The sequence below is a fragment of the Streptomyces sp. NPDC093111 genome, assembly GCF_040683955.1.
Taxonomy (GTDB): Bacteria; Actinomycetota; Actinomycetes; order Streptomycetales; family Streptomycetaceae; genus Streptomyces.
The window spans coordinates 60425-83552 of sequence record NZ_JBFBNW010000022.1 but is presented as its reverse complement, the minus strand read 5'-3'; the positions used below and the strand labels follow the sequence as shown (position 1 = coordinate 83552).

Annotated in this window: 22 protein-coding genes; 4 read left to right on the top strand and 18 right to left on the bottom strand. The window is 75.8% G+C overall.

Annotated features, from left to right (window positions below):
- Positions 1–81: 81 nt before the first annotated feature.
- From AB0Q96_RS31910 to AB0Q96_RS31865, 10 genes are all read right to left on the bottom strand, one after another.
- Entirely contained in the window at positions 82–735 is a 654-nt protein-coding gene (locus tag AB0Q96_RS31910) for a hypothetical protein (protein WP_365331581.1), read from the bottom strand.
- Complete coding sequence (locus tag AB0Q96_RS31905; RefSeq protein ID WP_365331579.1) at positions 732–1424, bottom strand: ATP-binding cassette domain-containing protein; 693 nt, start codon at positions 1422–1424, stop codon at positions 732–734. The genes AB0Q96_RS31910 and AB0Q96_RS31905 overlap by 4 nt, the downstream gene beginning before the upstream one ends.
- Complete coding sequence (locus AB0Q96_RS31900; RefSeq protein ID WP_365331678.1) at positions 1408–2412, bottom strand: ABC transporter ATP-binding protein; 1005 nt, start codon at positions 2410–2412, stop codon at positions 1408–1410. The genes AB0Q96_RS31905 and AB0Q96_RS31900 overlap by 17 nt, the downstream gene beginning before the upstream one ends.
- Positions 2413–2423: 11 nt before the next feature.
- Positions 2424–3308, bottom strand: coding sequence for an ABC transporter permease (locus AB0Q96_RS31895; protein ID WP_365331577.1), 885 nt, complete (start codon positions 3306–3308; stop codon positions 2424–2426).
- Complete coding sequence (locus tag AB0Q96_RS31890; RefSeq protein ID WP_365331575.1) at positions 3301–4293, bottom strand: ABC transporter permease; 993 nt, start codon at positions 4291–4293, stop codon at positions 3301–3303. The genes AB0Q96_RS31895 and AB0Q96_RS31890 overlap by 8 nt, the downstream gene beginning before the upstream one ends.
- Complete coding sequence (locus tag AB0Q96_RS31885) at positions 4290–5897, bottom strand: ABC transporter substrate-binding protein (protein ID WP_365331573.1); 1608 nt, start codon at positions 5895–5897, stop codon at positions 4290–4292. The genes AB0Q96_RS31890 and AB0Q96_RS31885 overlap by 4 nt, the downstream gene beginning before the upstream one ends.
- An 89-nt stretch (positions 5898–5986) precedes the next feature.
- Complete coding sequence (locus AB0Q96_RS31880) at positions 5987–7162, bottom strand: acyl-CoA dehydrogenase family protein (RefSeq protein WP_365331571.1); 1176 nt, start codon at positions 7160–7162, stop codon at positions 5987–5989.
- Positions 7159–8352, bottom strand: coding sequence for an acyl-CoA dehydrogenase family protein (locus AB0Q96_RS31875; RefSeq protein WP_365331569.1), 1194 nt, complete (start codon positions 8350–8352; stop codon positions 7159–7161). Before AB0Q96_RS31875 ends, AB0Q96_RS31880 begins: the two co-directional genes overlap by 4 nt.
- Entirely contained in the window at positions 8349–9317 is a 969-nt protein-coding gene (locus AB0Q96_RS31870; protein ID WP_365331567.1) for an NADPH:quinone oxidoreductase family protein, read from the bottom strand. Before AB0Q96_RS31870 ends, AB0Q96_RS31875 begins: the two co-directional genes overlap by 4 nt.
- A 94-nt stretch (positions 9318–9411) precedes the next feature.
- Positions 9412–9999, bottom strand: a complete 588-nt coding sequence (locus AB0Q96_RS31865) for an XRE family transcriptional regulator (protein ID WP_365331565.1) — start codon at positions 9997–9999, stop codon at positions 9412–9414.
- Between the two features lie 64 nt (positions 10000–10063).
- Here AB0Q96_RS31865 and AB0Q96_RS31860 point away from each other — a divergent pair, with 64 nt between their 5' ends.
- The 3 genes from AB0Q96_RS31860 to AB0Q96_RS31850 all read left to right on the top strand — a co-directional run bounded on the left by AB0Q96_RS31860 (position 10064) and on the right by AB0Q96_RS31850 (position 12934).
- Complete coding sequence (locus AB0Q96_RS31860; protein ID WP_365331564.1) at positions 10064–11020, top strand: NAD(P)/FAD-dependent oxidoreductase; 957 nt, start codon at positions 10064–10066, stop codon at positions 11018–11020.
- 41 nt (positions 11021–11061) lie between these two features.
- The gene (locus tag AB0Q96_RS31855; RefSeq protein ID WP_365331562.1) at positions 11062–12009 is read left to right on the top strand and encodes an SDR family oxidoreductase; all 948 of its coding nucleotides are present in this window, start codon (positions 11062–11064) and stop codon (positions 12007–12009) included.
- A 145-nt stretch (positions 12010–12154) separates the two neighbouring features.
- A complete protein-coding gene (locus tag AB0Q96_RS31850; protein WP_365331560.1) occupies positions 12155–12934 on the top strand; it encodes a VOC family protein in 780 nt (259 codons plus the stop codon).
- Positions 12935–12967: 33 nt separating this feature from the next.
- On the opposite strand, the gene AB0Q96_RS31845 is transcribed toward AB0Q96_RS31850, so the two are convergent.
- The 6 genes from AB0Q96_RS31845 to AB0Q96_RS31820 all read right to left on the bottom strand — a co-directional run bounded on the left by AB0Q96_RS31845 (position 12968) and on the right by AB0Q96_RS31820 (position 19338).
- Positions 12968–13801: an enoyl-CoA hydratase/isomerase family protein gene (locus AB0Q96_RS31845; protein WP_365331558.1), complete on the bottom strand. Its 834-nt coding sequence runs from the start codon at positions 13799–13801 to the stop codon at positions 12968–12970.
- Positions 13802–13874: 73 nt separating this feature from the next.
- A complete protein-coding gene (locus AB0Q96_RS31840; RefSeq protein WP_365331556.1) occupies positions 13875–14636 on the bottom strand; it encodes a PIG-L deacetylase family protein in 762 nt (253 codons plus the stop codon).
- 185 nt (positions 14637–14821) lie between these two features.
- Positions 14822–15715 (bottom strand): SIS domain-containing protein, encoded by an 894-nt coding sequence (locus AB0Q96_RS31835; RefSeq protein ID WP_365331554.1) that lies wholly within the window; start codon positions 15713–15715, stop codon positions 14822–14824.
- A 134-nt stretch (positions 15716–15849) separates the two neighbouring features.
- On the bottom strand, positions 15850–16965 hold the full coding sequence (locus AB0Q96_RS31830) for a GntR family transcriptional regulator (RefSeq protein ID WP_365331552.1): 1116 nt from the start codon (positions 16963–16965) through the stop codon (positions 15850–15852).
- Positions 16966–17197: 232 nt separating this feature from the next.
- Positions 17198–18028 (bottom strand): ammonia-dependent NAD(+) synthetase, encoded by an 831-nt coding sequence (gene nadE / locus AB0Q96_RS31825; protein ID WP_365331550.1) that lies wholly within the window; start codon positions 18026–18028, stop codon positions 17198–17200.
- 128 nt (positions 18029–18156) lie between these two features.
- Entirely contained in the window at positions 18157–19338 is a 1182-nt protein-coding gene (locus AB0Q96_RS31820) for a molybdopterin-dependent oxidoreductase (RefSeq protein ID WP_365331548.1), read from the bottom strand.
- Positions 19339–19401: 63 nt separating this feature from the next.
- Between AB0Q96_RS31820 and AB0Q96_RS31815 the strand changes: the two genes are divergently transcribed.
- Positions 19402–20472, top strand: coding sequence for a P1 family peptidase (locus tag AB0Q96_RS31815; RefSeq protein WP_365331546.1), 1071 nt, complete (start codon positions 19402–19404; stop codon positions 20470–20472).
- On the opposite strand, the gene AB0Q96_RS31810 is transcribed toward AB0Q96_RS31815, so the two are convergent.
- Positions 20396–22039 (bottom strand): molybdopterin-dependent oxidoreductase, encoded by a 1644-nt coding sequence (locus tag AB0Q96_RS31810; protein ID WP_365331544.1) that lies wholly within the window; start codon positions 22037–22039, stop codon positions 20396–20398. The genes AB0Q96_RS31815 and AB0Q96_RS31810 overlap by 77 nt on opposite strands.
- A gap of 145 nt (positions 22040–22184) precedes the next feature.
- A complete protein-coding gene (locus AB0Q96_RS31805; protein WP_365331676.1) occupies positions 22185–23042 on the bottom strand; it encodes an amino acid ABC transporter permease in 858 nt (285 codons plus the stop codon).
- Between the last annotated feature and the right edge of the window lie 86 nt (positions 23043–23128).

Here is a 23128-nt window from a genome sequence, read left to right as displayed (position 1 = left end):
CGACAGTGTGGCGGACCGGGCGATCCGGACGGCGGTACGGCGGCGCGCCCATCCGGGTGGTCTTCCGGAGCGGGCCGTTCCTCAGCCCCGCGCCCAGGTCTCGGCGATGCTCGGATGGCGTACGGCCTCCAGCTCCTCGTCGGCCAGCAGCGCGGCGATCAGCTCGGCGCTGCCGAAGACCTCGGTGGCGCACAGGTCCCAGTCGGTCAGCACGAACCAGGACCCGTCCACCGCCCACCAGTTGGCGGGGAACTGGAGCCAGGAAGCGCCGCTCCGGCCCGAGCAGTGGTCGTGGTGGGCCGGCGCGTCGGCGAGCCGCCCCGCGCGGGCCGGGACGGACGTGCCGAGGTCCTCGATCGGCGCCTGGGCCGCGTGGCAGGGGGTGTCGGGACCGTCGGCGCCGTGCCGGGCGAGCAGCGCGACGAGCCGCGCCAGGCAGGCCCGGTCGATCTCCCCGTCCGAGGGCCCCTCCCAGTCGTGCCGCGCCTCGATGCCCTGGAAGAGGAGGTACGAGGGGGTCTTCGGCCACCGGTCCAGGGGCGGCCGGCCGGCCTCCGCGAGGATCTCGCGCCAGCGCAGCCGCCGGGTCCCGTCGTGGACCGTGTGCAGGACCCAGCAGCGGTCCTCGTACCCCTCCCGGGGTTCGTGCCCGAGGACCGCGTCCGCCGCCTCCAGGACGGGGCGCAGGCCGCCGAGGGGGTGGGTGTCGGGCAGCGGGGTCCAGGGGCTGGTCATGCCGCATTCTCTCCCGGGGCGCCCGGGGCCCCGGCGGCGAGGCAGTCGGCCCAGTCGACCGTGCGGTCGCACCAGCGCTCCAGGAGCACCCGGTCGTGCCCGACGGCGAGCAGGCCCGCGCCGGTCTCCGCCCGGTATGCCTCCACCGCACCGACCAGGGCGGCGGTCGTCGAGGCGTCGAGCATCGCGGTCATCTCGTCGCAGATCAGCCAGCGGGGCCGCAGCACCAGGGCGCGGGCCAGGCAGGCGCGCTGGAGCTGCCCGTCGCTGACCTCGTGGGGGCGGCGGCCCAGCAGGTCGCCGGTGAGCCCGACGACGGGCGCGAGGGCGGCGACGCGTTCGGGGACCTCGCCGCGCCGGCCGGTGGCGCGCAGCGGCTCGGCGATCAGGTCGGCGAGCCGCAGGCGCGGATCGGCGGAGAGCCGGGGCTGCTGGAAGACCACCCCGATCGAGGTGCGCAGCGCGCGGGGGGCGCGGTGGCGCCAGGCCCGTACCTCGGTGCCGTCGACGCGGACCCGGCCCGCGTCGGGGCGGTGCAGCAGGGCGGCGACCCGGGCGAGGGTGGACTTGCCGCAGCCGCTGGGGCCGAGCAGGCCGACGGACTCGCCGGGGGCGACGGTGAGCGAGGCGTCCCGGAGGACCGGGGCGCGCCGCTCGTACCCGGCGGTGACGTCATGGAGTTCGAGCATCGTCGGCTCCCCAGGGGTGGTGGCAGGCGGTGCCGGCCAGGACGTCCGGCCGGACGGCGCAGGCCGCGGTGGCCCGGGCGCAGCGCGGGGCGAAGGCGCAGCCCTCCGGCAGGTCGGACAGTTCGGGCGGCAGCCCGGGGATGGGGGTGAACTCCCGTTCCGGGAGGGCGTCGACCAGTCCCCGGGCGTAGGGGTGGCGGGGGCCGGGTTCGCCGAAGAAGCGGGCGGCGGAGGTGAGTTCGACGATCCGACCGGCGTACATGACGGCGACCCGGTCGGCGACCCGCCGGGCCGCGGCCAGGTCGTGGGTGATGAGCAGCAGGGCCTTGCCCTCGTCGGCGTGGCGGCGCAGCTCGTCGGCGGTGCGGTCGACGAGTTCCCGGTCGAGTCCGGTGGTGGGCTCGTCGGCGAGGAGCAGGGGCGCGTCCCCGATGAGGGCGAGGGCGGTGGCCGCGCGCTGGGCGAGGCCGCCGGAGAGCTCGTGCGGGTAGCGGTCGAGGTGCCCGGCGGGGAACGCGGCCCGTTCGGCGGCGGCCTCGGCGACGGACCGGCGCCCGCGCCGCGGGGTGCCGGTCAGGGCGCGGACGGTCTCCTCCAGGTGGGCCCGTACGGTGCGCACCGGGGTGAGGTGGGCGGCGGGGCTCTGCGGGACGAGGCCGACGCGGCGTCCGCGTACGGTGCGGGCGAGGGTGCGTTCGTCGGCGGCGAGCAGGTCGGTGCCGTCGAGGAGGGCGCTGCCCGCGGTCTCGGCGTTGCCGGGGAGCAGGCCGAGGAGGGCGGAGGCGAGGACGGACTTGCCGCAGCCGCTCTCGCCGACGAGGGCGAGGCACTCCCCCGCCGCCAGATCGAAGTCGGCGTCGGTGACGGCGGCGACGCTCCGTCCGCCGCGCAGCCGGAAGCGCACGGTCAGGCCCCGGACGCTCAGCACCGCGTCCTCGGCACGCTCGGCGCTGACGGCGGCGAGGGCCCGCGCGATCTGCGGGTCCACGGTGTTCCCGGTCACAGCGTCAGCTCCGATCGGCGGCGCGGGTTGAGCCGGTCGCGCCAGATCCCGGCGAGGCCGGCGAGGGCGAGGGTCGGCACGATCAGCAGCAGGCCGGGGAAGAGCGTCGGCCACCAGGCGCCGGCGAGCAGCGAGGAGCGCGCGGTCTGGACGAGGTTGCCGAGGCTGGCCTGGTGGCTGGGAAGGCCGAGGCCGAGGAAGGAGAGCGCCGACTCGTGCCACATGGCGTGCGGCACCATGAGGACGGCGGCGAGCCCGGCCTGCGGCAGGACGGCGGGGAGCAGGTGCCGGACGCCGACGCGCCAGCGGGAGGCGCCGCCGGAGATCGCGGCGTCCACGAAGGGCCGCCCGCGCAGCGACAGCACCTCGGAGCGCACGATCCGGGCGGTGGAGAGCCAGTGGGTGAGCGCCACGGAGACGATCACGGGCCAGACCCCGGGCCGGAACATGGCCACGATGAAGATGCCGAGCAGCAGGTGCGGCACGGACGAGAAGGCGTCGACGATCCGCATCACGAAGCGGTCGAACCGGCCGCCGAGCGCGCCGGCGGCGGCACCGACGGCCGTCCCGATGACGGTGGCGACGAGGGCGGCGACCAGGCCGACGAGGAGCGAGATCCGCAGGCCGTAGACGCAGCGCAGGAGGAGGTCCCGGCCGAGGTCGTCGGTGCCGAAGGGGTGGTCCCAGGACGGCGGCAGCAGTTTGCTGCCGAGGTCGACGGCCTGTTCGTCGAGCTGGACGAGGGGCGGGACGAGCAGGACGGCGAGGACGACGGCGCCGGTGACGAGCGCGGAGCTCCACAGCCGCACCCGCCGGGTGCGGTCGGCGGGGGCGCTCCTGCGCGGGCCGGACGTGCGGGCCTTGAGGTCGGTGTCAGCCATCGAATCCCACCCGGGGGTCGGCGAGCCCGTACAGCAGGTCGGAGAGCAGGTTGCCGAGCAGCACGGCCGCGGTGGCGAGCACGGTGAGCGCGGCGAGCAGCGGGAAGTCGACGGAGACGGCGGCCTGCACGGTGGCGGCGGCGATGCCGGGCCAGCTGAAGACGGTCTCCACGAGGAGGGCGCCGGTGATGAGTTCGGGGACCCGGGAGCCGATCAGGGTGAGCATCGGCAGCATGCCGGAGCGCAGGGCGTGCCCGGTGAGGACGGTCCGCTCGGAGAGGCCGCGGGCACGGGCGCCGCGCACCGGGTCCTCCTCCAGGGCGTCGCCGACGCCCTGGCGTACGTACAGGAAGAACCAGGGCAGTTGGGAGACGCCGAGGACGAGGGCGGGCAGCACGAGGTGGCCGGCGACCTGGCCGGCGGTGACGGTGTCGCTGCCGGTGTCGGTGAGTCCGCCGGCGGGCAGCGCGCCGAGCCTGAGGGCGAAGAACCAGATGGCGAGCAGGCCGAGCCAGAAGGCGGGGGCGGCTTCCAGGGTGTACGCGGCGGAGCTCACGGCCCGGTCGAGGAGGCCGCCGCGGCGGCGTCCGGCGAGGACGCCGAGGGCGGTGCCGAGGGTGACGGCGACGAGGAAGGCGGTGGCGGCGAGCAGCACGGACCAGCCGACGCGTTCGGCGATGACGTCGGCGACGGGCTGGCGCATCACGCCGGACTGTCCGAGGTCGCCGGTGACGGCGTCGCCGAGCCATTCCCACCAGCGGGTGAGGAGGGGCCGGTCGACGCCGAGGTTGGCGCGCAGCTGGTCCAGGTTCTCCTGGGAGGCGGTGAGTCCGGCGGTGCCGGCGTAGGCCTTGACGGGGTCGAAGGGGGAGGCTTCGGCGACGGCGAAGACCGCGAGGGTGACGCCGAGCAGGACCGGGACGGCGGCCAGCGCGCGCCGTCCCGTCATGCGGGCCATGGCCCCCCAGGGGAGGCGGCGGCTCACGGCTTCGGCTTCCAGCTCTCGACGTTCCACCAGGGGCCGGAGGCGAGGCCGTGGTCGTGCGGTTCGACCTGGGTGGTGAGGCCGCCGGAGGCGGTGTCCCAGCGGTCGTCCACCACGTACAGGTGGTCGATGTGGGTGAGGAAGGTGTAGCCGGGGTTCTTCACGAGTTCGCGCTGCACGGTGTCGTAGGCGGCGCGGCGCTCGGCCGGGTCGTCGGTCCGGCGGCCGTCCTCCAGGGCCCGGTCGACGGTCTTGTTGTCGTACCAGGCCATGTTGTTGAAGCCGTCGCCGGCGAGGGAGGAGGTGAGCAGCAGGTACTGGTCGAAGTCGGGGTCGCCGGGCGAGCCGCCGCCGGCGAGGACGGCGTCGGTCTTCATGCGGGGCTCGATGACCTCCCAGGTGCCGGCCTGGGCCTTGATCTCGATGCCGGCCTTCTTGGCGTCGGAGGCGTAGGCGAGGGCGTGGTCCTGGCGCAGCTTGTCGCCGGAGAGGTACCAGAGCGGGAAGGAGGCGCGGACGCCGTCGCGGACGCGGACGCCGTCGGGGCCGGGCTTCCACCCGGCCGCGTCGAGGATCCTGCCGGCGGCGGCGAGGTCGTGGCGGCGCTCGGTGCCCCGGGCGAACCAGGGGCTGTCGGTGGGGACGGGGCCGTAGGCGGGCTTCCCGGCGCCTTCGAGGATCTTGTCGACCATGGCCTGCCGGTCGACGGCGACGTCGAGGGCGCGGCGGACGGCGGTGTCGCCGGTGACCTTGTGGTGGGTGGGCAGGGTGACCGTGCGGTAGTCGTAGGTCTTGGCCGCGTAGGTCTTCCTGCCCTTGTCCTGGGCGAACCCGGCGGCGAGGGCGGGCGGCAGGATGGCGGCATCGAGGTCGCCGGCGCGCAGCCGGGTGGCGCGGACGTCGTCGTCCTTGATGATCGCCATGGTGAACTTCTTCACGGCGGGCGCGCCGCCCCAGTAGCCGGGGTTGGCCTTGAAGGTGAGCTTCTCGCCCTTGGACCAGCCGGTGAGGACGTACGGTCCGGTGCCGACCGGGCGCGTGGTGAAGGGGCCGGTGTTGACGTCCTGGCGGCCCGCGACGTGCTCGGGGGCGATGGCGAGGACGGTGCGCTGGGCGAAGGGCGCGTAGGGGTACTTGAGGGTGAACACGACGCTGTCGTCGCCGACGGCACGGACGTCCTTGAGGGCGTCGAGCTCGGTCCGGGAGGCGTTGTTGGTCTTCGGGTCGAGCACCGTGCGGTACGTGAAGACGACGTCCTTCGCGGTGAACGGCTGCCCGTCGCTGAACTTCACGCCCTGGCGCAGGCGGTACGTGTACGTGAGGCCGTCGGCGCTGACGGTGGGCAGTGCGGCGGCGAGGGCGGGGCGCAGCTTCATGTCGGCGTCGAGGGCGAGCAGCCCGTCGAAGATCTTCGAGTTGCCGTCCTTGCCGTAGCCGAGGAGGGGGCTGAGCGACTCGGGTTCGTAGGCGATGCCGACGACCGCCGTGTCCCGGGGGCCGCCGGAGCCCGCGGCGCCGCCGGGGGTCGAGCAGGCCGCCGCGGTGAGGGCCAGCGTTCCGGCCAGCGTCGCGGCGGCGGCGCCGCGTATGGATCGGGCGGTCATGGTGTCCACACCCCTCTTGAAGATCAACTGTTATTGCGAACGACTCGCAATTAAACAGCAGGTAAAGGGGTGCGGACAACGAGGGCCCCTTACCGGCCCTGGGCCGGAGCCGGCAGGTCCGCCAGAACGGCGAGGGTGTCCTGGTGGCGGCCCGCCGAACCCAGCGCGATGGCATCGGACTTGGCCCGCTTCAGCGCCAGGTGGGCCGGGTGCTCCCAGGTCATCCCGATGCCGCCGTGCAGCTGGACGCACTCCTCCGCCGCGCGCACCGCCGCCTTCGAGCAGTACGCCTGGGCGACGGCCACGGTCAGGGCGGCGTCCCCGGCGCCGGTGGCGAGCGCGTCCGCGGCGGCCCGGGCCACCGCCCTGGCGCCCACCAGCTCCAGCCAGAGCTGGGCCATCCGGTGCTTCAGCGCCTGGAAGGAGCCGACCGGCCGGTTGAACTGGTGCCGCTCCCGGGTGTGCCGCACGGTCTCCTCCAGGCACCACTCGGCGAGCCCGACCTGCTCGGAGGCGAGCAGTCCGGCACCCGCGAGCAGCCCGCGCCGCACCGCCTCGCGCGCGGCTCCGGCATCGGCGAGGCGGGTGCCGGCCGCGCCGCCCGGGTCGACATCGGCGAGCGGCCGGGTGAGGTCGAGCGAGGAGCGCGGGGTGACGACGGCGTCCGAGGCGTCGACGGCGTACAGGCCGTCGGCGCGCGGGACGAGGAAGACATCGGCCGCGACGGCGTCGGGCGCGGCCGGGACGGGGCCGTCGGGGACAGCGGGCCCGTCTGGGCCGTCTGGGCCGTCGGGGACAGCGGGGCCGGCGGAACCGGCCGGTGCCGGGGAGCCGTACGGGGCCGGGCCCGCCGGGTGCCCGTCCGGGGCCGTGGAGAACGGGACGGCCAGGACGGCGACGCGTTCGGCGTTCGCCAGGGCGCCGAGCAGGTCCGCGACGGGGCCCCGCTCCGCGCCGAGGGCGAGCAGCGTCGAGGTCGCCACCACCGCGCTCGTCAGGTACGGGGCCGGGGTCACCGCCCGCCCCAGCTCCTCCAGGACGACGGCCGCCTCGCGGTGGCTCGCGCCCTGGCCGCCCAGCTTCTCGGGCACGAGGAGCCCGGCGGCGCCGATGCCGCCCCCGAGGGCCTCCCAGAGGCCCGGCGGGTACGGGTCCGGGCCCTCGATCCGGCCGAGCACCGTCCGCGGGCCGGCCCGGTCGGCGAGCAGGGAGCGGACGGCGGCGCGCAGGTCGTCCTCGGTCTCGGAGTACAGCAGGTCGCTCATCGGGCGAGGTCCTTCCAGGCGACGTCCTTGTCGTTGCGCGGCTCGGCGGGCAGGCCGAGGACCCGCTCGGCGACGATGTTGAGCAGCACCTCGCTCGTGCCGCCCTCGATCGAGTTGCCCTTCGAGCGGAGGTAGCGGTAGCCCGCGTCGCGCCCGGTGAAGTCGACGAGCTCGGGCCGGACCATCGTCCAGTCCCCGTACGACAGGCCCTCGTCGCCGAGGAGTTCCACCTCCAGGCCGCTGATGGCCTGGTTGAGCCCGGCGAAGAACAGCTTCATCGCGCTGCCCTCGGGCCCGGGCTGTCCGGCGACGAGCTGCTGGCGCAGGCGCTCGCCGGTGAGCCGGGCGACCTCGGCGTCCACCCACAGGCCGAGCAGCCGCCGGTGCAGGTCGTGGGTGCGCAGCTCGGGCCGGGCGCGCCAGGTCCCGGCGGCCTTGCCGATCATGCCGCCCTCGCGGGGGACGCGGGCGCCGCCGATGGAGACCCGCTCGTTCATGAGGGTGGTCTGCGCGACCCGCCAGCCGTCCCCGACCTCGCCCAGGCGGTGGGCGTCGGGGATGCGCACGTCGGTGAGGAAGACCTCGTTGAACTCGGCCTCGCCGGTGATCTGCCGCAGCGGCCGCACCTCGACGCCCGGGTCGGTCATGTCGCAGACGAAGTAGGTGATGCCGCGGTGCTTGGGCTGCTCCGGGTCGGTGCGGGCGATGAGGATGGCCCAGCGGGCCACGTGGGCGCTGGAGGTCCACACCTTCTGCCCGTTGAGCACCCACGTGTCGCCGTCCCGCACGGCGCGGGTGCCCAGCGCGGCGAGGTCGGAGCCCGCGCCGGGCTCGCTGAAGAGCTGGCACCAGACCTCCTCGCCGACCCAGAGCGGCTTCAGGAAGCGCTCCTTGACCTCCTCGGAGCCGTACGCGAGGAGGGTGGGGGCGGCCATGCCGAGGCCGATGCCGATCCGGCGCGGATCGTTGTCGGGGGCTCCGGCGGCGGCGAGCGCGGCGTCCACGACGCTCTGGAGGGAGCGCGGCGCGTCGAGTCCGCCGAGGCCGACGGGGTAGTGCACCCAGGCGAGTCCGGCGTCGAAGCGGGCCTTCAGGAACTCGGTGCGGCCGGTGGTGGCGGGCGGGTGCTCGGCCAGCAGCCGGTGGACGCGCCCGGTCAGGGCGTCGGCGTCGGGGGGCGTGCCGGTCATGCGCGGGCCCCTTCCGGGAGGACGACGAGCCGGCCGGTGGTGACGCCCTCGGAGACCCGCTGCACCGCGTCGGCCGCGCCCTCGAAGGGGACCCGCTCGCTCACGTACGGCTTGATCAGGCCCTTGGCGGCGAGCGCGGTGAGGGTCTCGTGGCAGCGCAGGACGGCGGCCGGGTCCTTGAGGTTGTAGAGGCCCCAGTGCAGGCCCAGGATCGAGTAGTTCTTGATCAGGGCGTGGTTGAGGGCGGGGGCGGGCACGGTGCCGCTGGCGAAGCCGACGACCACGATCCGGCCCTCGAAGGCCACCAGTTTGGCGGACTGCTGGTAGGCGGCGCCGCCGACGGGGTCGTAGATCACGTCGGCGCCCCGGCCGCCGGTGGCCTCCTTGACTGCGCCGACGACGTCCTCGGCGTGCCGGTCGACGACGGTGTCGCAGCCGAGCGCGCGGGCGGCGGCGGCCTTGTCGGCGCCGCCGACGACGCCGATGACGGTGGCGCCCGCGGCCTTGCCGAGCTGGACGGCGGCGCTGCCGACGCCGCCCGCGGCGGCGTGCACCAGCAGCGTCTCGCCCTCCTGGAGGGCGGCCCTGCGGTGCAGGCCGAACCAGCCGGTCTGGTAGCCGATGTGGAGGGCGGCGGCCTCGGCGTCGTCCAGGGCCTCGGGGGCGGGCAGCAGGGCGGCGGCGTCGGCCACCGCGTACCCGGCGAGGCCGCCGTACGGGAGGGCGGGGGTGGCGATCACCCGGCGTCCGTCCTCGGTCTCGGCGCAGATCTCCACGCCCGGCGTGAAGGGCAGCGGCGGCCGTACCTGGTACTGCCCCCGGCACAGCAGCGCGTCGGGGAAGTTGATGCCGGTGGCGCGGACCTTGAGCAGGACCTGCCCGTCGCCGGGCACCGGGCGCTCGACCTCGTCGCGCTGCATCACCTCGCCCGGTTCGCCGTTCTCGTGCACTCGCCATGCCTGCATCGGGGGCCTCCAGCAGCCGTCGTCGGTCCTGCGCGCTCCTTCGGAGCGATGCCCGGCATACTAAGCGGTCGCTTGGGCTGGCGGAACCAGGCGCTCAGGACTTCTTGGGGCGCGCCCGCACGTGCATCCGCTCCCCCTGCGGCCCGAACAGGCTCAGGAACTCCACCGGCCGGTCCCCGGCGGGCCCGAACCAGTGCGGCACCCGGGTGTCGAACTCGGCGGCCTCGCCGGAGCCGAGCACCACGTCGTGGTCGCCGAGCACGAGCCGCAGGCTGCCGGAGAGCACGTACAGCCACTCGTACCCCTCGTGGACGCGCGGCTCGCCCGCCTCCGCGCCGGGTTCCTGCACGACCTTGTACGCCTGGAGCCCGCCGGGCTGGCGGGTGAGCGGGTACATGGTGCGCCCGTGCCGGACGATCGGCTTCGCCCGGACCCGGGGGTCGCCGACCGGCGGGGCGCCGACCAGCTCGTCCAGCGGCACCTGATGGGCGCGGGCGATCGGCAGCAGCAGCTCCAGGCTGGGCTTGCGCTGTCCGGACTCCAGCCGGGACAGGGTGCTCACGGAGATGCCGGTGGTGGTGGCGAGCTCCGCCAGGGTCGCCCCGCGCTCGCGCCGGATGCGGCGCAGCCGGGGGCCGACCTCGGTCAGCACGGCGTCGATGCGGTCGTCTTCGGTGGTCATGCTCCTATTGCAGAAACGGCAACTTCGTTTGTCAAGTGAGCATGCCCCGCGTGACCCTCGCGGCATGAACGACAACGAGCAGACCCGTGACACGTACGACGTCGTGGTGGTCGGCGGCGGCGCGGCCGGACTGAGCGCGGCCCTCGTCCTCGGCCGGGCCCGGCGCACCACCCTGGTGGTCGACGCCGGCGAGCCGCGCAACGCGCCCGCCGCCCACATGCAGGGCTACCTCACCCGGGACGGGATGAGCCCGGCCGCGTTCCTGGAGGCGGGACGGCGGGAGATCGCCGGGTACGGGGTGGAGCGCACCGAGGGCGTGGTCACCGGTGCGACGCCGGACGGGGCCGGCGGCTTCGCCGTCGCCCTGGCGGACGGGCGCCGGATCGGGGCCCGCCGGCTGATCGTCACGACCGGGCTGGTGGACGAGCTGCCGGAGCTGGACGGGCTCGTCGGGCGCTGGGGCCGGGACGTGATCCACTGCCCGTACTGCCACGGCTGGGAGGTCCGCGACCGGGCCTTCGGCGTGCTCGCCCACCCGGAGCTCCCGGCCCACCAGGCGCTGATGGTCTCGCAGTGGTCGGCCGACGTGACCCTCTTCCTCCACACGGCCGCGGCCCTCTCCGCGCAGGACGCGGCCCGTCTGGCGGCGGCCGGCGTGACCGTCGTGACGGGCGAGGTGGCGGGTCTCGTCGTCGAGGACGACCGTCTGACGGGCGTACGGATGGCGGACGGGCGGACCGTGCCGCGCGAGGTGCTGTTCGTGGGTCCCCGGCCGGTCCCCCGCGACGGGCTGCTCACGGCGCTGGGCGCGGACACCCGCGAGACGCCGTTCGGCGCCTTCGTGGCCGTGGACGAGACGGGGCGCACCTCGGTGCCCGGAGTCTGGGCGGCCGGGAACGCGATCGGCGCGCACGAGCAGGTGGTCAACGCGGCGAGCGGCGGCTACCGGGCCGCCGCCGCGGTCAACGGGGACCTGCTGCTGTCCGACCTGGACCGGAAGGCGGCGGGTTCCGCGGCCTGACGGGTCTTCAGTTCTCGGCGCGGGCGCGCTATCGATGCCCCATGGACGAGACGAGGGACCCACGGCACGAAGGGGCGTACGAGACTCCCGGGCTGCCCGCCCCTCCGCCGCTCGGCGCGAGCGCCCTGCCGGCGGGCACCTTCGGGGGCCGGGTGGTCCTGGTGACCGGCGGGGGCTCCGGACTCGGCAAGGCGATCGCCGCGGAGTTCGCCCGGCTCGGCGCCGATCTGGTGATCCTGGGACGCACGGCCGGGCGGCTCGCGGCGGCCCGTGCGGAGCTGGCGGCGGTCGCCGGGACGCGGGTGGTGACCGGGGTGTGCGACATCCGGGACCCGGAGCGGATCGCCGGGGTGCTGGACTCCTGCGAGGCGGCGCTGGGCGCCCGGCCGGACGTCCTGGTGAACTGCGCGGCGGCCAACTTCCCCGTACCGGCGGAGGACCTGACGCCCAACGGCTGGCGGGCGGTGGTGGACATCACGCTCTCCGGGACCTGGTTCACGACCCGGGAGTTCGCCCGCCGGCACCTGGCGGCGGGGACGCCCGCCTCGGTCGTGAACGTCGGTGCCTCGTACGCCTGGACCGGCGGGCCCGGGTACGCGCACTCGGCGGCGGCGAAGGCCGGGGTGAAGAACCTGACGGAGACCCTGGCGGTGGAGTGGGGGCCGTACGGTATCCAGGTCAACGGCCTGGTGCCGGGGCTGATGCCGCACGAGGAGATGGTCCCGGCGGTCCGGGCGAACCTGGACCGGGCCGGGCGACCGGAGCTGCGGCAGCCGGCCCTGCGGGTGGGGAGTCCGCGCGAGCTGGGCTGGGCCGCCACCTTCCTGGCCTCCCCGTACGCCCGGTTCGTCAGCGGGCACACCCTGGTGGTGGACGGCGCCAACTGGCAGCGGCGCTCGCTGGTGAACGAGCCGGTGGTGCCGGTCCGGGCCCAGCTGGGGCGCGGCCCGTTCACCGGGGAGGGACCGGAGCGGGCGGAAGAGGGCTGAACCGCGCTGGGCCGTGCGGATGAAAGCGGGGTGGCAGGGCTGCGGAGGGCCCGACAGGGGGTGAGGATCGGCCATGGTGGCCGGAACCCCGCCACTCGCTCCGCTTCGGCACGGCCTCCCCACCCGGAAGGACGGGACTCATCCCATGCTCGGTACGGACTTCACCACGGGCTCGCCCGACTGGCTCGACCTCGGCAGCCCCGACACCACCGCCGCCGCCACCTTCTACGGGCGGGTCTTCGGCTGGGACTTCGCCTCGGCCGGCCCCGACGCCGGCGGCTACGGCTTCTTCCAGCAGGACGGCAAGACGGTCGCCGCGCTCGGCCCGCTCACCCAGGAGGGCGCGAGCAGCGCCTGGACGGTCTACTTCGAGACCCCGGACGCCGAGGCCACCGCCCGGGCGGCCGAGCAGGCCGGCGGCACGGTCCGGATGGCCCCGATGGACGTGATGGAGGCCGGGCGGATGGCCGCCCTGACCGACCCGGGCGGCGCCGAGTTCGCCGTCTGGCAGCCGAACGCGGTGAAGGGCCTGGAGCGCACCTCCGAGAACCACACCCTGCTCTGGGCCGAGCTGCACGTCGCCGACCCGGAGGCGGTGCTCGGCTTCTACCGAGGGCTGTTCGGCTGGCGCTGGGCGGAGATGGAGGCGCCCGGCATGACCTACCGGGTGATCTCCACGGCCGCCGGGGACCAGCAGGACGCCTCCTTCGGCGGCGTGGCCCCGCTGCAGCCCGGAGCGGACAAGGCGCGCTGGATCCCGTACTTCGCCACGACGGACGCCGACGTGGTCGCCGCCTCGGTCCAGGAGAGCGGCGGCTCGGTCCTCATGTCGCCCGCGGACGTCCCGCAGGTGGGCCGGATCGCCTGGCTCGCCGACCCGTTCGGCGCCCCCTTCGCCGTACTGAAGCCCGACCCCAGGATGTGACGCGGAGGGTCCCCCGGGGCGTCCCGTCGGCGGTCAGCGGCCCTCGAAGCGGGGCGGCCTGCGGGCCGCCTTCGCCGCGTAGCCCTCGCGGGCGTCCTCGGAGGTGAGGGTGAGGGCGGCGGCGAGCGCGGTGCGGTCGAGGGCGGCGGCGAGGCCCTGGTCGGCGAAGGCGTCGATGTCGCGCTTCACCGCCCGGACCGCGAGCGGGGCCGCCGCCGCCACGGCCCCGGCCGTCTCGTACGCCGCCGCCGCGAGCTCCTCGGGCGCGGTGACGCGCTGGACCAGGCCGAGGCGTTCGGCCGTGGCGGCGTCGATCCGCCGCCCGGTGAGCGCCAGGTACTTGGCCCAGCCGGCGCCCGCCTCGCGGGCGATCCGCAGGTCGCCGCCCGCGTCCACGGCGACGCCGATGCCGGTCTCGGGGAGGGCGAAGACGGCGTCGTCGGCGGCGATGCGGATGTCCGCCATCAGGGCCAGCTCGAAGCCGAAGCCGAGGCAGTAACCCTGGACGGCGGCCACGACGGGCTGCGGCAGCCGGGCGAAGGCGGCGAAGCGCTCGTGGACCCAGCGGACGCCCTCGGCGTAGTTCTCGGTGCGCTCGGCCGCCGAGCGCCCGGTGATGGCCCCGCCCGGCGCGGTCACGTCGATCCCCGCGCAGAAGGCCCGGCCCTCGGCCCGCAGCAGCACGGCCCGCACCCGCTCGTCGAAGCGGATCCGGTCGGCGACGAGGCCGAGTTGCCGACTGGCCTCCCAGCTCCAGCCGTTGAGCTTGTCCGGGCGGCACAGGGTGACCACCCCGATGCCGTCCTCGACCCGGAGGGTGAGCCGCTCCTCGCCCTCCGGGACCGTGTGGTCGAGCGTGTCGATCACCGCACCGCCCCCTGCCCCACGCCCTCCTGACTGACCGTCAGAAAGCTCCGGCGTGGAGCCTAGCGCCCGTCCCCTACCGGGGGAACACCTCGAACGCGACCGCCGGGCGGCCCCCGAAGCGGTCCGAGGAACGGGCCGTGGACTGGGCGACGAACTCACGGCAGTACCCGTCCGCGTCCTGGTCGGTCAGCGCCTCGATGTAGGTGCGGTGGGCGAGCAGCGAGCGGGTGGCGCGCTCCAGGCCCGGTCCGGCGTCGACCGCGTGGGTGGGCAGGTTCGAACCGGCGACGGCCACCCAGCGCACCCCGTTCCAGGGTGCGAGGCCCCGCTCGGTCAGCTCGGGGAAGATCCAGCGGTTGCCCGCGTCGGCCGCCGCGTCCAGGACGGCGCGGCCCACCGCCAGGTGGTCCGGGGTGTTCCAGGCGCCGCCGGGCTCGGGGCCCCAGGTGTCGCGGTGGTTGAGGGTGAGGACGAGTTCGGGGCGGTGCCGGCGGATGGCGGCGGCGATGTCGCGGCGCAGCCCGAGCCCGTACTCGATCACGCCGTCCCGGTGGTCCAGGAACTCCACGGTCCGCACCCCGACCACCGCCGCGCTGTCCCGCTGCTCCCGCTCGCGCAGCGGGCCGCACACCGCCGGTTCGAGGCCGTCGATGCCCGCCTCGCCCCGGGTGGCGAGGACGTAGACGACCTCCTTGCCCGCGTCGGTCCAGCCCGCGACGGCCGCGGCGCAGCCGTACTCCAGGTCGTCGGGGTGGGCGACGACGGCGAGGGCGCGCTGCCAGTCGGAGGGCATCTCTTCCAGCTGCGGCGGGACCTGCCCGGTGGTGTCGATCATGGGCGCAGGATACGTCCCGGGCCCGGCCCTCGGTCGGCTCCGGCACGGTGCCGGAGCCGACCCGACGGCGCGCCGGGTGGGCTTCAGGGCTTCTTCAGGCACTCCTCGGGGCCTCTTCGGGGCCTCTTCGGGGCCTCTTCGGGGACGCGTGCAGGGACGCGTGCGGGGCCGCGTGCGGGGCCGGCTCAGCGGGCGCCGGCGAGGATCACCGAGCGGGTGAGGTGGCGGGGGCGGTCGGGGTTGAGGCCGCGGCGGTCCGCGAGGGCGACGGCCAGGCGCTGGGCGCGCACCAGGGCGGCGACCGGGTCGACGGCGTCGGCGACGAACCGGGCCCCGGTGGAGGCGACTTCGTCGGCGAGGCCGGGCGGGACCGGGCCGAGGCACCACACCAGGCTGCCGGGGTCGCTGATGCCGATCGGGCCGTGCCGGTACTCCATCGCCGGGTACGACTCGGTCCAGGCGCGGGCGGCCCCGCGCAGCTTGAGCGCCGCCTCGTCGGCGAGGCCGACGGTCCAGCCGGTGCCGAGGAAGGTGAACTGCCCGTACCGCGTCCAGCTCGCCGGCAGCGGCTCGTACAGGGCGAGTTCGGCGTCCGCGATCGAGGGGCCGAGGTCGACGCCGAGACCGGCCCTGAGCAGTTGGAGCGCGGTGGTGGGGAACCGGGTCTGCACCACGGAACGCTCGTCGGCGAACGGCAGGTCGAGGACGGCGTCGGCGAGCCGCGCGGCCGGGCTGCCCGGCACGCCGGTGAGGACGAGGGTCGGGGTGCGCCCGGCGGCCCGGGCGAGCAGCTCGGCGACCTCGGTGGTGGTGCCCGAGCGGGTGAGGGCCACGATCCGGTCGTAGCCCCGGCCGAGCGGGGTCGGGTCGGAGGCGGGGAAGGCGTCCGTCTCGCCGCCGCCGAGCGACTCCCGGAGGGCGGCGTAGGCGCGGGCGATGAAGTACGAGGTGCCGCAGCCGACGACGGCCACCCGCTCGCCGGCGCGCGGCAGCAGCTCGGCCCGTGCCGCGGCGATCTCGGCGGCACGCCGCCAGCAGTCCGGCTGGCTCGCGATCTCGATGTCCACGTGGCTGGTCATGTCCGTCCTCTCTCGGACCCCGGTGCGGGGGCCCGGACGGAGTTCTATCCCTTCGCGGCGGAGCGAACAAGGAGCAATCGGTGAGCAGGACTTGGACTTTCGGACGCGGCGGCGCCGACCGGGCGGCCGGGCCGTCAGCCCGCCGACCGCGCCGGCGCCCCGCAGGAGGCCCGGACGACCAGGCGCGGGCGCAGCCGGACCTGGTGGAGCGGGGCCGCGTCGCCCTCGGCGAGCCGGCGCAGCAGGATCTGCGCGGCGAGCCTGCCGAGCTGGAACTTCGGCGGGGAGACGGCCGTCAGCGGGGTCTCGGCCACATCGGCGAACTCGTTGTCGTAGCTGATCAGGGCCAGGTCCTCGGGGACCCGCAGACCGGCCCGGCGGGCGGCGCCGAGGACCAGCGCGGCCTCCCGGTCGCCGAAGCAGAGCGCGGCGGTGACCCCGGCGGCGCGCAGTGCGGCCACGGCCCGGTCGGCACGGGCCGGGTCCCACTGCGCCATGGCCTCGCTCTCCCGGTGCGCCGAGGGCAGCCCCAGGTCGGCCAGGGCGCGGGCGAAGCCGGACTCGATGGGTGCCGTGGTCGGCGCGTCGGAGCGCACGACGAGCCCGAACCGCCGGTGCCCGAGGGCCCGCAGGTGCCGTACGGCGTCGTAGGCGCCGCCCTCGTGGTCGGTGCAGACGTGCTCGGTGGGGTCGCCGGGGCCGTGCGCGGCGAGCCGCCGCTCGACCAGGACGGCGGGTACGGGCAGGGCGAGGAGCTCCTCGGCGCGCCGTCCGGGGTCGGCGGCGGTGTGCAGGGAGGGCACGAGCAGCAGCCCGTGGACGCCCGCGCCGAGCAGCCGGGCGACGGCGGCGTCCTCCTCGGCCCGGTCGTAGTGCGAGCAGGCGAGGACCAGCCGGGCACCGGCCGCGGCGAGCTCCTGCTCGATGCCTTGGAGGACGCGCGGGTAGTAGAAGGCGGTGTCGGGCACGAGGACGCCGACGACCCGGCGGCCGGCCCGCTCCTGCCCGGCGCGGTGCGCGGCGAACGTGCCCGCGCCCTGACGCCGTCGGACCAGACCGAGGGCGACGAGGTCCTCGTACGCCCGGCGGACGGTGGTCACGGAGACCCCCGTCTCGGCGGCGAGGGCCCGCTCGGTGGGCAGCTTGCTGCCGGGCGGCCAGGTCCCGTCGAGCAGGCCCCGGCGCAACTGGGCGGTCAGCGCCCGGAACTTCAGCTCGCGTCCGGACGCGGGGATCTCGCCGTGTGCCACCGGGCCCCCTGGTGCTCGGGTCGCCGGCCGCGGGCCGGCCGGCGGGCGACCGGGTGCGGACCGGTCGCGCGGCGCATCCTATCCCCGCGCATCGGGCGGGCCGGGGGTCGGAGTTCGCCGCGCACCGGGCGGGCCGGGGCTCCGAGTTCGCCACGCACCGGGCGGGCGGCCGGCCGAGGGCACGGGGCCGCCGGCCCGTACGGCGCCGGGTGCGAGGCCGGGGGTGGTGCGGTCAGGGGGCGATGGGCAGCCGGCGCTTGTGCTCGGTCAGCTCGTAGCGGCGGACGATCGAGGCGAAAGCGGCCTCGCCGACCGGCTTGCCCTCCAGGAAGTCGTCGATCTCGTCGTAGGTCACGCCGAGGGCGTCCTCGTCGGGCTTGCCGGGGTCGAGGGTCTCCAGGTCGGCGGTGGGGGTCTTCCAGACCAGCTCGGCGGGGGCGCCCAGCTCGGCGGCCACGGCGCGCACACGGCGCTTGGTGAGGCCGGTGAGCGGGACGAGGTCGGCGGCGCCGTCGCCGTACTTGGTGAAGAAGCCGGAGACGGCCTCGGCGGCGTGGTCGGTGCCGACGACCAGACCGTTGTGGGCGCCCGCGACCGCGTACTGGGCGATCATCCGCTGCCGAGCCTTGATGTTGCCGTGCACGAAGTCCTGGTGGTGCGGGTCGCGGAAGGCGGTGCCGGCCGTGACCGTGGCGTCCAGGGCGGCGTCACTGGCCGCCTTGATGTCGACGGTGAGGACCTCGTCGGCGCGGATGAAGTCGAGGGCGAGCCGGGCGTCGCGCTCGTCGGCCTGGACGCCGTAGGGCAGCCGCATGGCGTAGAAGGTGGCCCGGTGGCCGGCGGCGCGGGCGCGCTCGACGGCGAGCTGGCAGAGCCGTCCGGCGGTGGTGGAGTCGACGCCGCCGCTGATGCCGAGGACCAGGCAGCCCAGGCCGGTGGAGGTCAGGCGCTCGGCGAGGAAGGCCACCCGGCGCTCGATCTCCGCGCGCGGGTCGAAGGTCTCGCCGACCTCCAGCTCACGGGCGATCCGCTGCTGCAGGGCGGTGGTCTCCGGGTCGGTCACGGAATGCTCCTCGGTGGTGCGTGGTGTGCGGCGTCCGCTCCGACTCTATGCGGCCCGCGCGGCGCGTGTCGCCCGCCCCGGGGCCCGGCCGCGGGCACCGCCCCGGCGACCACCGGCGACCACCGGCGCTAGGTGACGCAGAGCACCTCGACCCGCTGGACCAGGTTGTTGCCGAAGCCGCCCCGGTTCCACGGGGCCGTGAGCGGCTGGCTGCGGCCGGTGGCGTCGGTGGCGCGGACGGTGAGCAGGTACGGGCCGGGGGTCGCCGTCCAGGCCGTGCGCCAGGCGGCCCAGGCCCAGGGGCGTCCGGGGTCGGCGGTCACCTCGGCGTCGGTCCAGCTGCGCTCCCCGTCGGTGCTGAGCTCGACGCGGGTCACGGGCCCGTGTCCGGACCAGGCGCGGCCGGCGAGCGGGACGGGGCCGGGGCGGACGACGCGGGTGCGGGACATGAAGTCGGGGAAGCCGGGCGGGATCATCAGGGCACGGGGCGCGATGACGTCCACGGGGGTGCCGGGATCGTCGGGGCTCTGCCGGTAGCGGTAGGCGACGGCCTGCTGGAAGCCGGTGAACGGGGTGTCCGTGACGGTGATGCCGGTCAGCCACTTCACGGAGGCCATGCCGTACCAGCCGGGCACGACCAGGCGCAGCGGCTGTCCGTGCTGGGGCGGCAGCGGGGCGCCGTTCATGGCGTACGCGACGAGCACGCCGCGTGCCGGGTCGGCGGCGAACGGGAGCGGGAGGCTGCGCCGGTAGTCCTGTTCGGTGCCGCGCTCGACCCCGTGGTCGGCGCCCGTGAAGACGGCCTCGACGGCGCCGTCCACGGGGGCCGCCTCGGCGAGCAGGGCGGCCAGCGGGACGCCGGTCCAGTCGGCGGTGCCGACCGCCTCGACGATCCAGGGCTGGCTCACCGGGCGGGGGCTGAGGCGGGCCCGGCCGTTGCCCGCGCACTCCAGGGTGACCCGGTGGGTGACGGCCGGCCGCTCGCGCAGCGCCGCGACGTCCAGGTCGAGCGGGCGGCGCACCCGCCCGTCGACGGTGAGCCGCCAGCCGTCCGGACCGGCGGCGGGGGCGTCGGGGCCGGTGGGGATGGCTGGCATGGCTGGGATGGCTGGGATGTCGTAGTGGACCAGGACGTAGTGCAGGCCGGGCGGGGTGATGTCGTAGCGCAGCGCTTCGAGGGGCAGTCCGTGGTTGCGGGCGGCGAGGGCCAGCTCGGCGGCGCCGATGCCCTCGTCGGGGCCCGCGACGCGGCCCGGGGCACTCGCCTCGCCCAGCCCGGGGGCGCGCCCCGTGCCGTCGGTGCCGTTCATGTCTTCATGGTGCTCCGCCGGTCCGCCACCGGCACCCCGACGGTCAGCGGTACGGTGCCGTCCATGACGGAAGTACGCGCGAGAGTACGCGAGTTGGGCGTTCCGCTGACCGGGGAGCCGGGGCCGTGGAACGCGATCACCGATGTGCCGGGCGTCCAGGTCGGCCACGTGACCCTGATCGAGGGCGAGGACGTCCGCACCGGGGTGACGGCCGTCCTGCCGCGCGGCCCGTCCGGGGTGGGCGTGCCCTGCGCGGCGGGCTGGTACGCGCTGAACGGCAACGGCGAGATGACCGGGACGACCTGGGTGGAGGAGACCGGCGCCCTCGCGGTGCCGGTGCTGCTCACCAACACCTACGCGGTGGGGCCGGTGCACCGCGGGGTGGTCGACTGGGTGGCCCGGCACCGCGCGGACGCGGCGCCCGAGTGGCTGCTGCCGGTGGTGACGGAGACCTGGGACGGGTATCTCCACGACATCCACGGCTCCGCCGTGCGCCCGGAGCACGCCGCGGCGGCGCTGGACGCGGCGGTCTCGGGCCCGGTCGAGGAGGGCTGTGTCGGCGGCGGGACGGGAATGCGCTGCTACGGCTTCAAGGGCGGGGTCGGCACCGCGTCCCGGGTCGTCCCGTACGGGGCGGACCGGTACACGGTCGGGGTCCACGTACAGGCCAATTTCGGCGCCCGGCACGAGCTGGTGGTGGCCGGCGACCCGGTGGGCCGGCGGCTCCCGCCGGCCGGGGAGGCGGGGCGGGTGCCGCCGGGGGCGGGTTCCGTGGTGGTGGTCGTGGCGACGGACGCGCCGCTGCTGCCGGGCCAGTGCAAGGCGCTGGCCCGGCGGGTGCCGCTGGGTCTCGCCCGGACGGGCACCACGGGCAGCCACTTCTCGGGCGACCTGTTCCTGGTCTTCTCCACGGCGAACGAGTCGGCGCTGACCAGCACGTTCCCCGAGAGGGACGGACCGGCCCCGTACGAGACGCTGCGGTTCGTGCCGTGGGGCCGGATCGACCCGTTCTGCACGGCGGTGGTGGAGGCGGTCGAGGAGGCCGTCCTGAACGCGCTCACCGCCGCCCGGTCGACGACGGGCCGGGCCGGGCACCACGTCCCCGCGCTCCCCCTTGAGCTGCTCCGACGGTGACCGTGACGGAGTGCAGTCCGGTGGCCCCGTCGGGCATGGTCCCGGCCCGCTGCTCGGTCTGCACCGCCCCGGTGCCGTCGGTCGCCCGGGCGGTGAGGGTGTGCCGTCCGGGCTCCGCGCGCCAGCGGTACACCCACTCGCGCCAGGTGTCGCGGCTGTCCTGGGCGCCCAGCTCGGCGTCCTGCCAGGGGCCGTCGTCGACCCGTACCTGGACGCGGGAGACGCCCCGGTGCTGGGCCCAGGCGACACCGGCGACGGCGACCGTGCCGGCCCTCGGTTCGCCGAAGGCCTTCGGGGTGTCGATCCGGGACTGGGTCTTCACCGGCGCCTGGGCCGACCAGCCGCGCGGCACCCAGTAGGCGTCGTAGGCGGCGAAGGTGGTCAGTTCGAGCGAGGAGATCCACTTGCAGGCGGAGACGTAGCCGTACAGGCCGGGGACGAGCATGCGCACGGGGAAGCCGTGGACGAAGGGCAGCGGCTCGCCGTTCATCCCGAAGGCGAGCAGCGCGTCCCGGCCGTCCATGACGGTCTCCACGGGGCTGCCGATGGTCATGCCGTCGACGGAGCGCGCCACGAGCTGGTCGGCGGGCCCGCCCGCCGACGGCGGGCGCACCCCGGCCTCCCGCAGCAGGTCGGCGAGGCGGACGCCCAGCCAGCGGGCGTTGCCGATGTACGGTCCGCCCACCTCGTTGGAGACGCAGTTGAGGGTGAGGTCCCGCTCGACGACCTCCCGGCGGAACAGGTCCCGCAGGGTGACGGTCAGCTCCCGGGCCACGCCCTGGCCGTGGATCCGCAGGGACCAGGTGTCGGCGTCGATCCGGGGCACGACGAGGGCGGTGTCGACCCGGTAGAAGTCGTGGTTGGGCGTGATGAAGGAGCTGATCCCCTCGACCGGGAGCTGCGCGCCGCGCGGCACGGCGGGGGCGGGCGAGGCGGGACGGGGCAGCCGGAGGGCGTTGCGGGAGGCGGTGGCGTTCGCGGAGCGGTCCGCGCCGGCCGACCGGGCGAGGAAGGTGGCGCCGACGGCGCCGACGAGGGTGCCGGCCCCGGCGACGAGGAAGCGCCGCCGGGCCCGCGCGGGCGTGGTCGCGGGCGGTCCGACCAGCCGCCGGGTCAGCAGGTACAGGACGGCCACGGCGGTCGCGGCCCCGGCGAGGGAGGGCAGGGCGTCGGTCCAGGACTCCGAGTCGGGGCGGGTCACGGCGGCCAGGGCTCCCACCAGGCCGAGCGCGCCCGCCCCGGCGAGGGCGACGGCACGGTGGCGCAGGGCGAGCACGCCCAGGCCGGCGGCGAGGACGGCGAGGACGATCACGACGCCGGTCTGGAGGACGTCCTTGTCGCTCTCGCCGAAGGTGCGGATGGCCCATTCCTTGACGCCCGCCGGAGTGTGGTCGACGACGAAGCCGCCGACGGCCGCGACGGGGGCCGCCTCGGGGCGGACGGTGACCGCGACGAGCGCGGCCACGGCGAGCCCGCCGCATCCGGCGAGGATCCCGCCGAGTGCGGCGAGGAGGCGGTCGGTGCGGTCCGGCGCGCGGGTCGGCGGCGGTGCGGGCGTGAAGGTCATGCCCTGGGTTTCGGCAGACGGCGGCCGGAGGCTGAGCGGGGCGCGGGGTGTCCCCGGGGGGGGGAGGCGGGCCCCGGCAGGTGGGCCCCGGCCGGTCGGCCCCGGCAGGTGGGCCCCGCCAAGTACGCCCGCCCGGTGCGCCCCGTCAGTCGGCCCCGCCAGGTGGCCCCGTCCCGCCCGGCTTCCCCGGTGCCGCCAGGTCCTGGACCCGGTCGGCGCCGACCACCGCGCCCGTGGACCGCTTGCCGCGCCGCAGGCGCCGCTCCAGCCGGGAGGCGAAGGTGGTGAGGGCGAAGTTGAGGACCACGAAGATCACGGCGACCACGGTGAAGGAGGCGATCGTGTTCGCCCCGTAGTTGGCGCTCATGGGGCGGACGGAGGCGAGGAGTTCGGAGAAGCCGAGCATGGCGCCGCCCAGCGCCGTGTCCTTGACTATGACGACGAGCTGGCTGACCAGGGCGGGCAGCATCGCCGTGACCGACTGCGGCAGCAGCACGTACGCCATGGTCTGGCCCTTGCGCATCCCGATGGCCTTGGCCGCGTCGGTCTGCCCGGCCGGCAGCGCGAGGATCCCGGCGCGGACGACCTCGGCGAGGACGGAGGCGTTGTAGAGGACGAGGCCGGTGACGACGGCGTACAGCGGCCTGCTCTCCGGGCTGACGCCGGTGAACTCGGCGTAGGCGGCGTTGGCGAAGAGCATCAGGATGAGGACGGGGATGGCGCGGAAGAACTCGACCACGGGCCCCGCCGTGCCGCGCACCCAGCGGTGGTCGGAGAGCCGGGCGACGCCGAGGAGCGCGCCGAGCGGCAGGGCGATGCCCATCGCGAGGGCGGCGGCGGTGACCGTGTTCTTCAGGGCCGGCAGCAGGTACGTGTGCCAGACCCTGGGGTCCGTGAAGAAGGGCGCCCACTTGGCCCAGGCGAGCTGGTCCTTGTCGGCGAGGCTCGCCACCACCCACCAGACGACGCCGCCGACGGCGAGGACGAAGAGCAGGGTGAACAGGAGGTTGCGCCGCCGGGCGCGCGGCCCGGGGACGTCGTAGAGGAGGGGCCCTGATTCCTTCGGCTCCTTCTGCTCCTTCGGCGCCT

Bases quoted from the DNA above. Each gene is read 5' to 3' on its own strand.
- AB0Q96_RS31910 (WP_365331581.1), bottom strand. From the start codon at position 735: ATGACCAGCCCCTGGACCCCGCTGCCCGACACCCACCCCCTCGGCGGC.
- AB0Q96_RS31905 (WP_365331579.1), bottom strand. From the start codon at position 1,424: ATGCTCGAACTCCATGACGTCACCGCCGGGTACGAGCGGCGCGCCCCG.
- AB0Q96_RS31895 (WP_365331577.1), bottom strand. From the start codon at position 3,308: ATGGCTGACACCGACCTCAAGGCCCGCACGTCCGGCCCGCGCAGGAGC.
- AB0Q96_RS31885 (WP_365331573.1), bottom strand. From the start codon at position 5,897: ATGACCGCCCGATCCATACGCGGCGCCGCCGCCGCGACGCTGGCCGGA.
- AB0Q96_RS31880 (WP_365331571.1), bottom strand. From the start codon at position 7,162: ATGAGCGACCTGCTGTACTCCGAGACCGAGGACGACCTGCGCGCCGCC.
- AB0Q96_RS31875 (WP_365331569.1), bottom strand. From the start codon at position 8,352: ATGACCGGCACGCCCCCCGACGCCGACGCCCTGACCGGGCGCGTCCAC.
- AB0Q96_RS31870 (WP_365331567.1), bottom strand. From the start codon at position 9,317: ATGCAGGCATGGCGAGTGCACGAGAACGGCGAACCGGGCGAGGTGATG.
- AB0Q96_RS31865 (WP_365331565.1), bottom strand. From the start codon at position 9,999: ATGACCACCGAAGACGACCGCATCGACGCCGTGCTGACCGAGGTCGGC.
- AB0Q96_RS31860 (WP_365331564.1), top strand. From the start codon at position 10,064: ATGAACGACAACGAGCAGACCCGTGACACGTACGACGTCGTGGTGGTC.
- AB0Q96_RS31855 (WP_365331562.1), top strand. From the start codon at position 11,062: ATGGACGAGACGAGGGACCCACGGCACGAAGGGGCGTACGAGACTCCC.
- AB0Q96_RS31850 (WP_365331560.1), top strand. From the start codon at position 12,155: ATGCTCGGTACGGACTTCACCACGGGCTCGCCCGACTGGCTCGACCTC.
- AB0Q96_RS31840 (WP_365331556.1), bottom strand. From the start codon at position 14,636: ATGATCGACACCACCGGGCAGGTCCCGCCGCAGCTGGAAGAGATGCCC.
- AB0Q96_RS31835 (WP_365331554.1), bottom strand. From the start codon at position 15,715: ATGACCAGCCACGTGGACATCGAGATCGCGAGCCAGCCGGACTGCTGG.
- AB0Q96_RS31820 (WP_365331548.1), bottom strand. From the start codon at position 19,338: ATGAACGGCACCGACGGCACGGGGCGCGCCCCCGGGCTGGGCGAGGCG.
- AB0Q96_RS31815 (WP_365331546.1), top strand. From the start codon at position 19,402: ATGACGGAAGTACGCGCGAGAGTACGCGAGTTGGGCGTTCCGCTGACC.
- AB0Q96_RS31810 (WP_365331544.1), bottom strand. From the start codon at position 22,039: ATGACCTTCACGCCCGCACCGCCGCCGACCCGCGCGCCGGACCGCACC.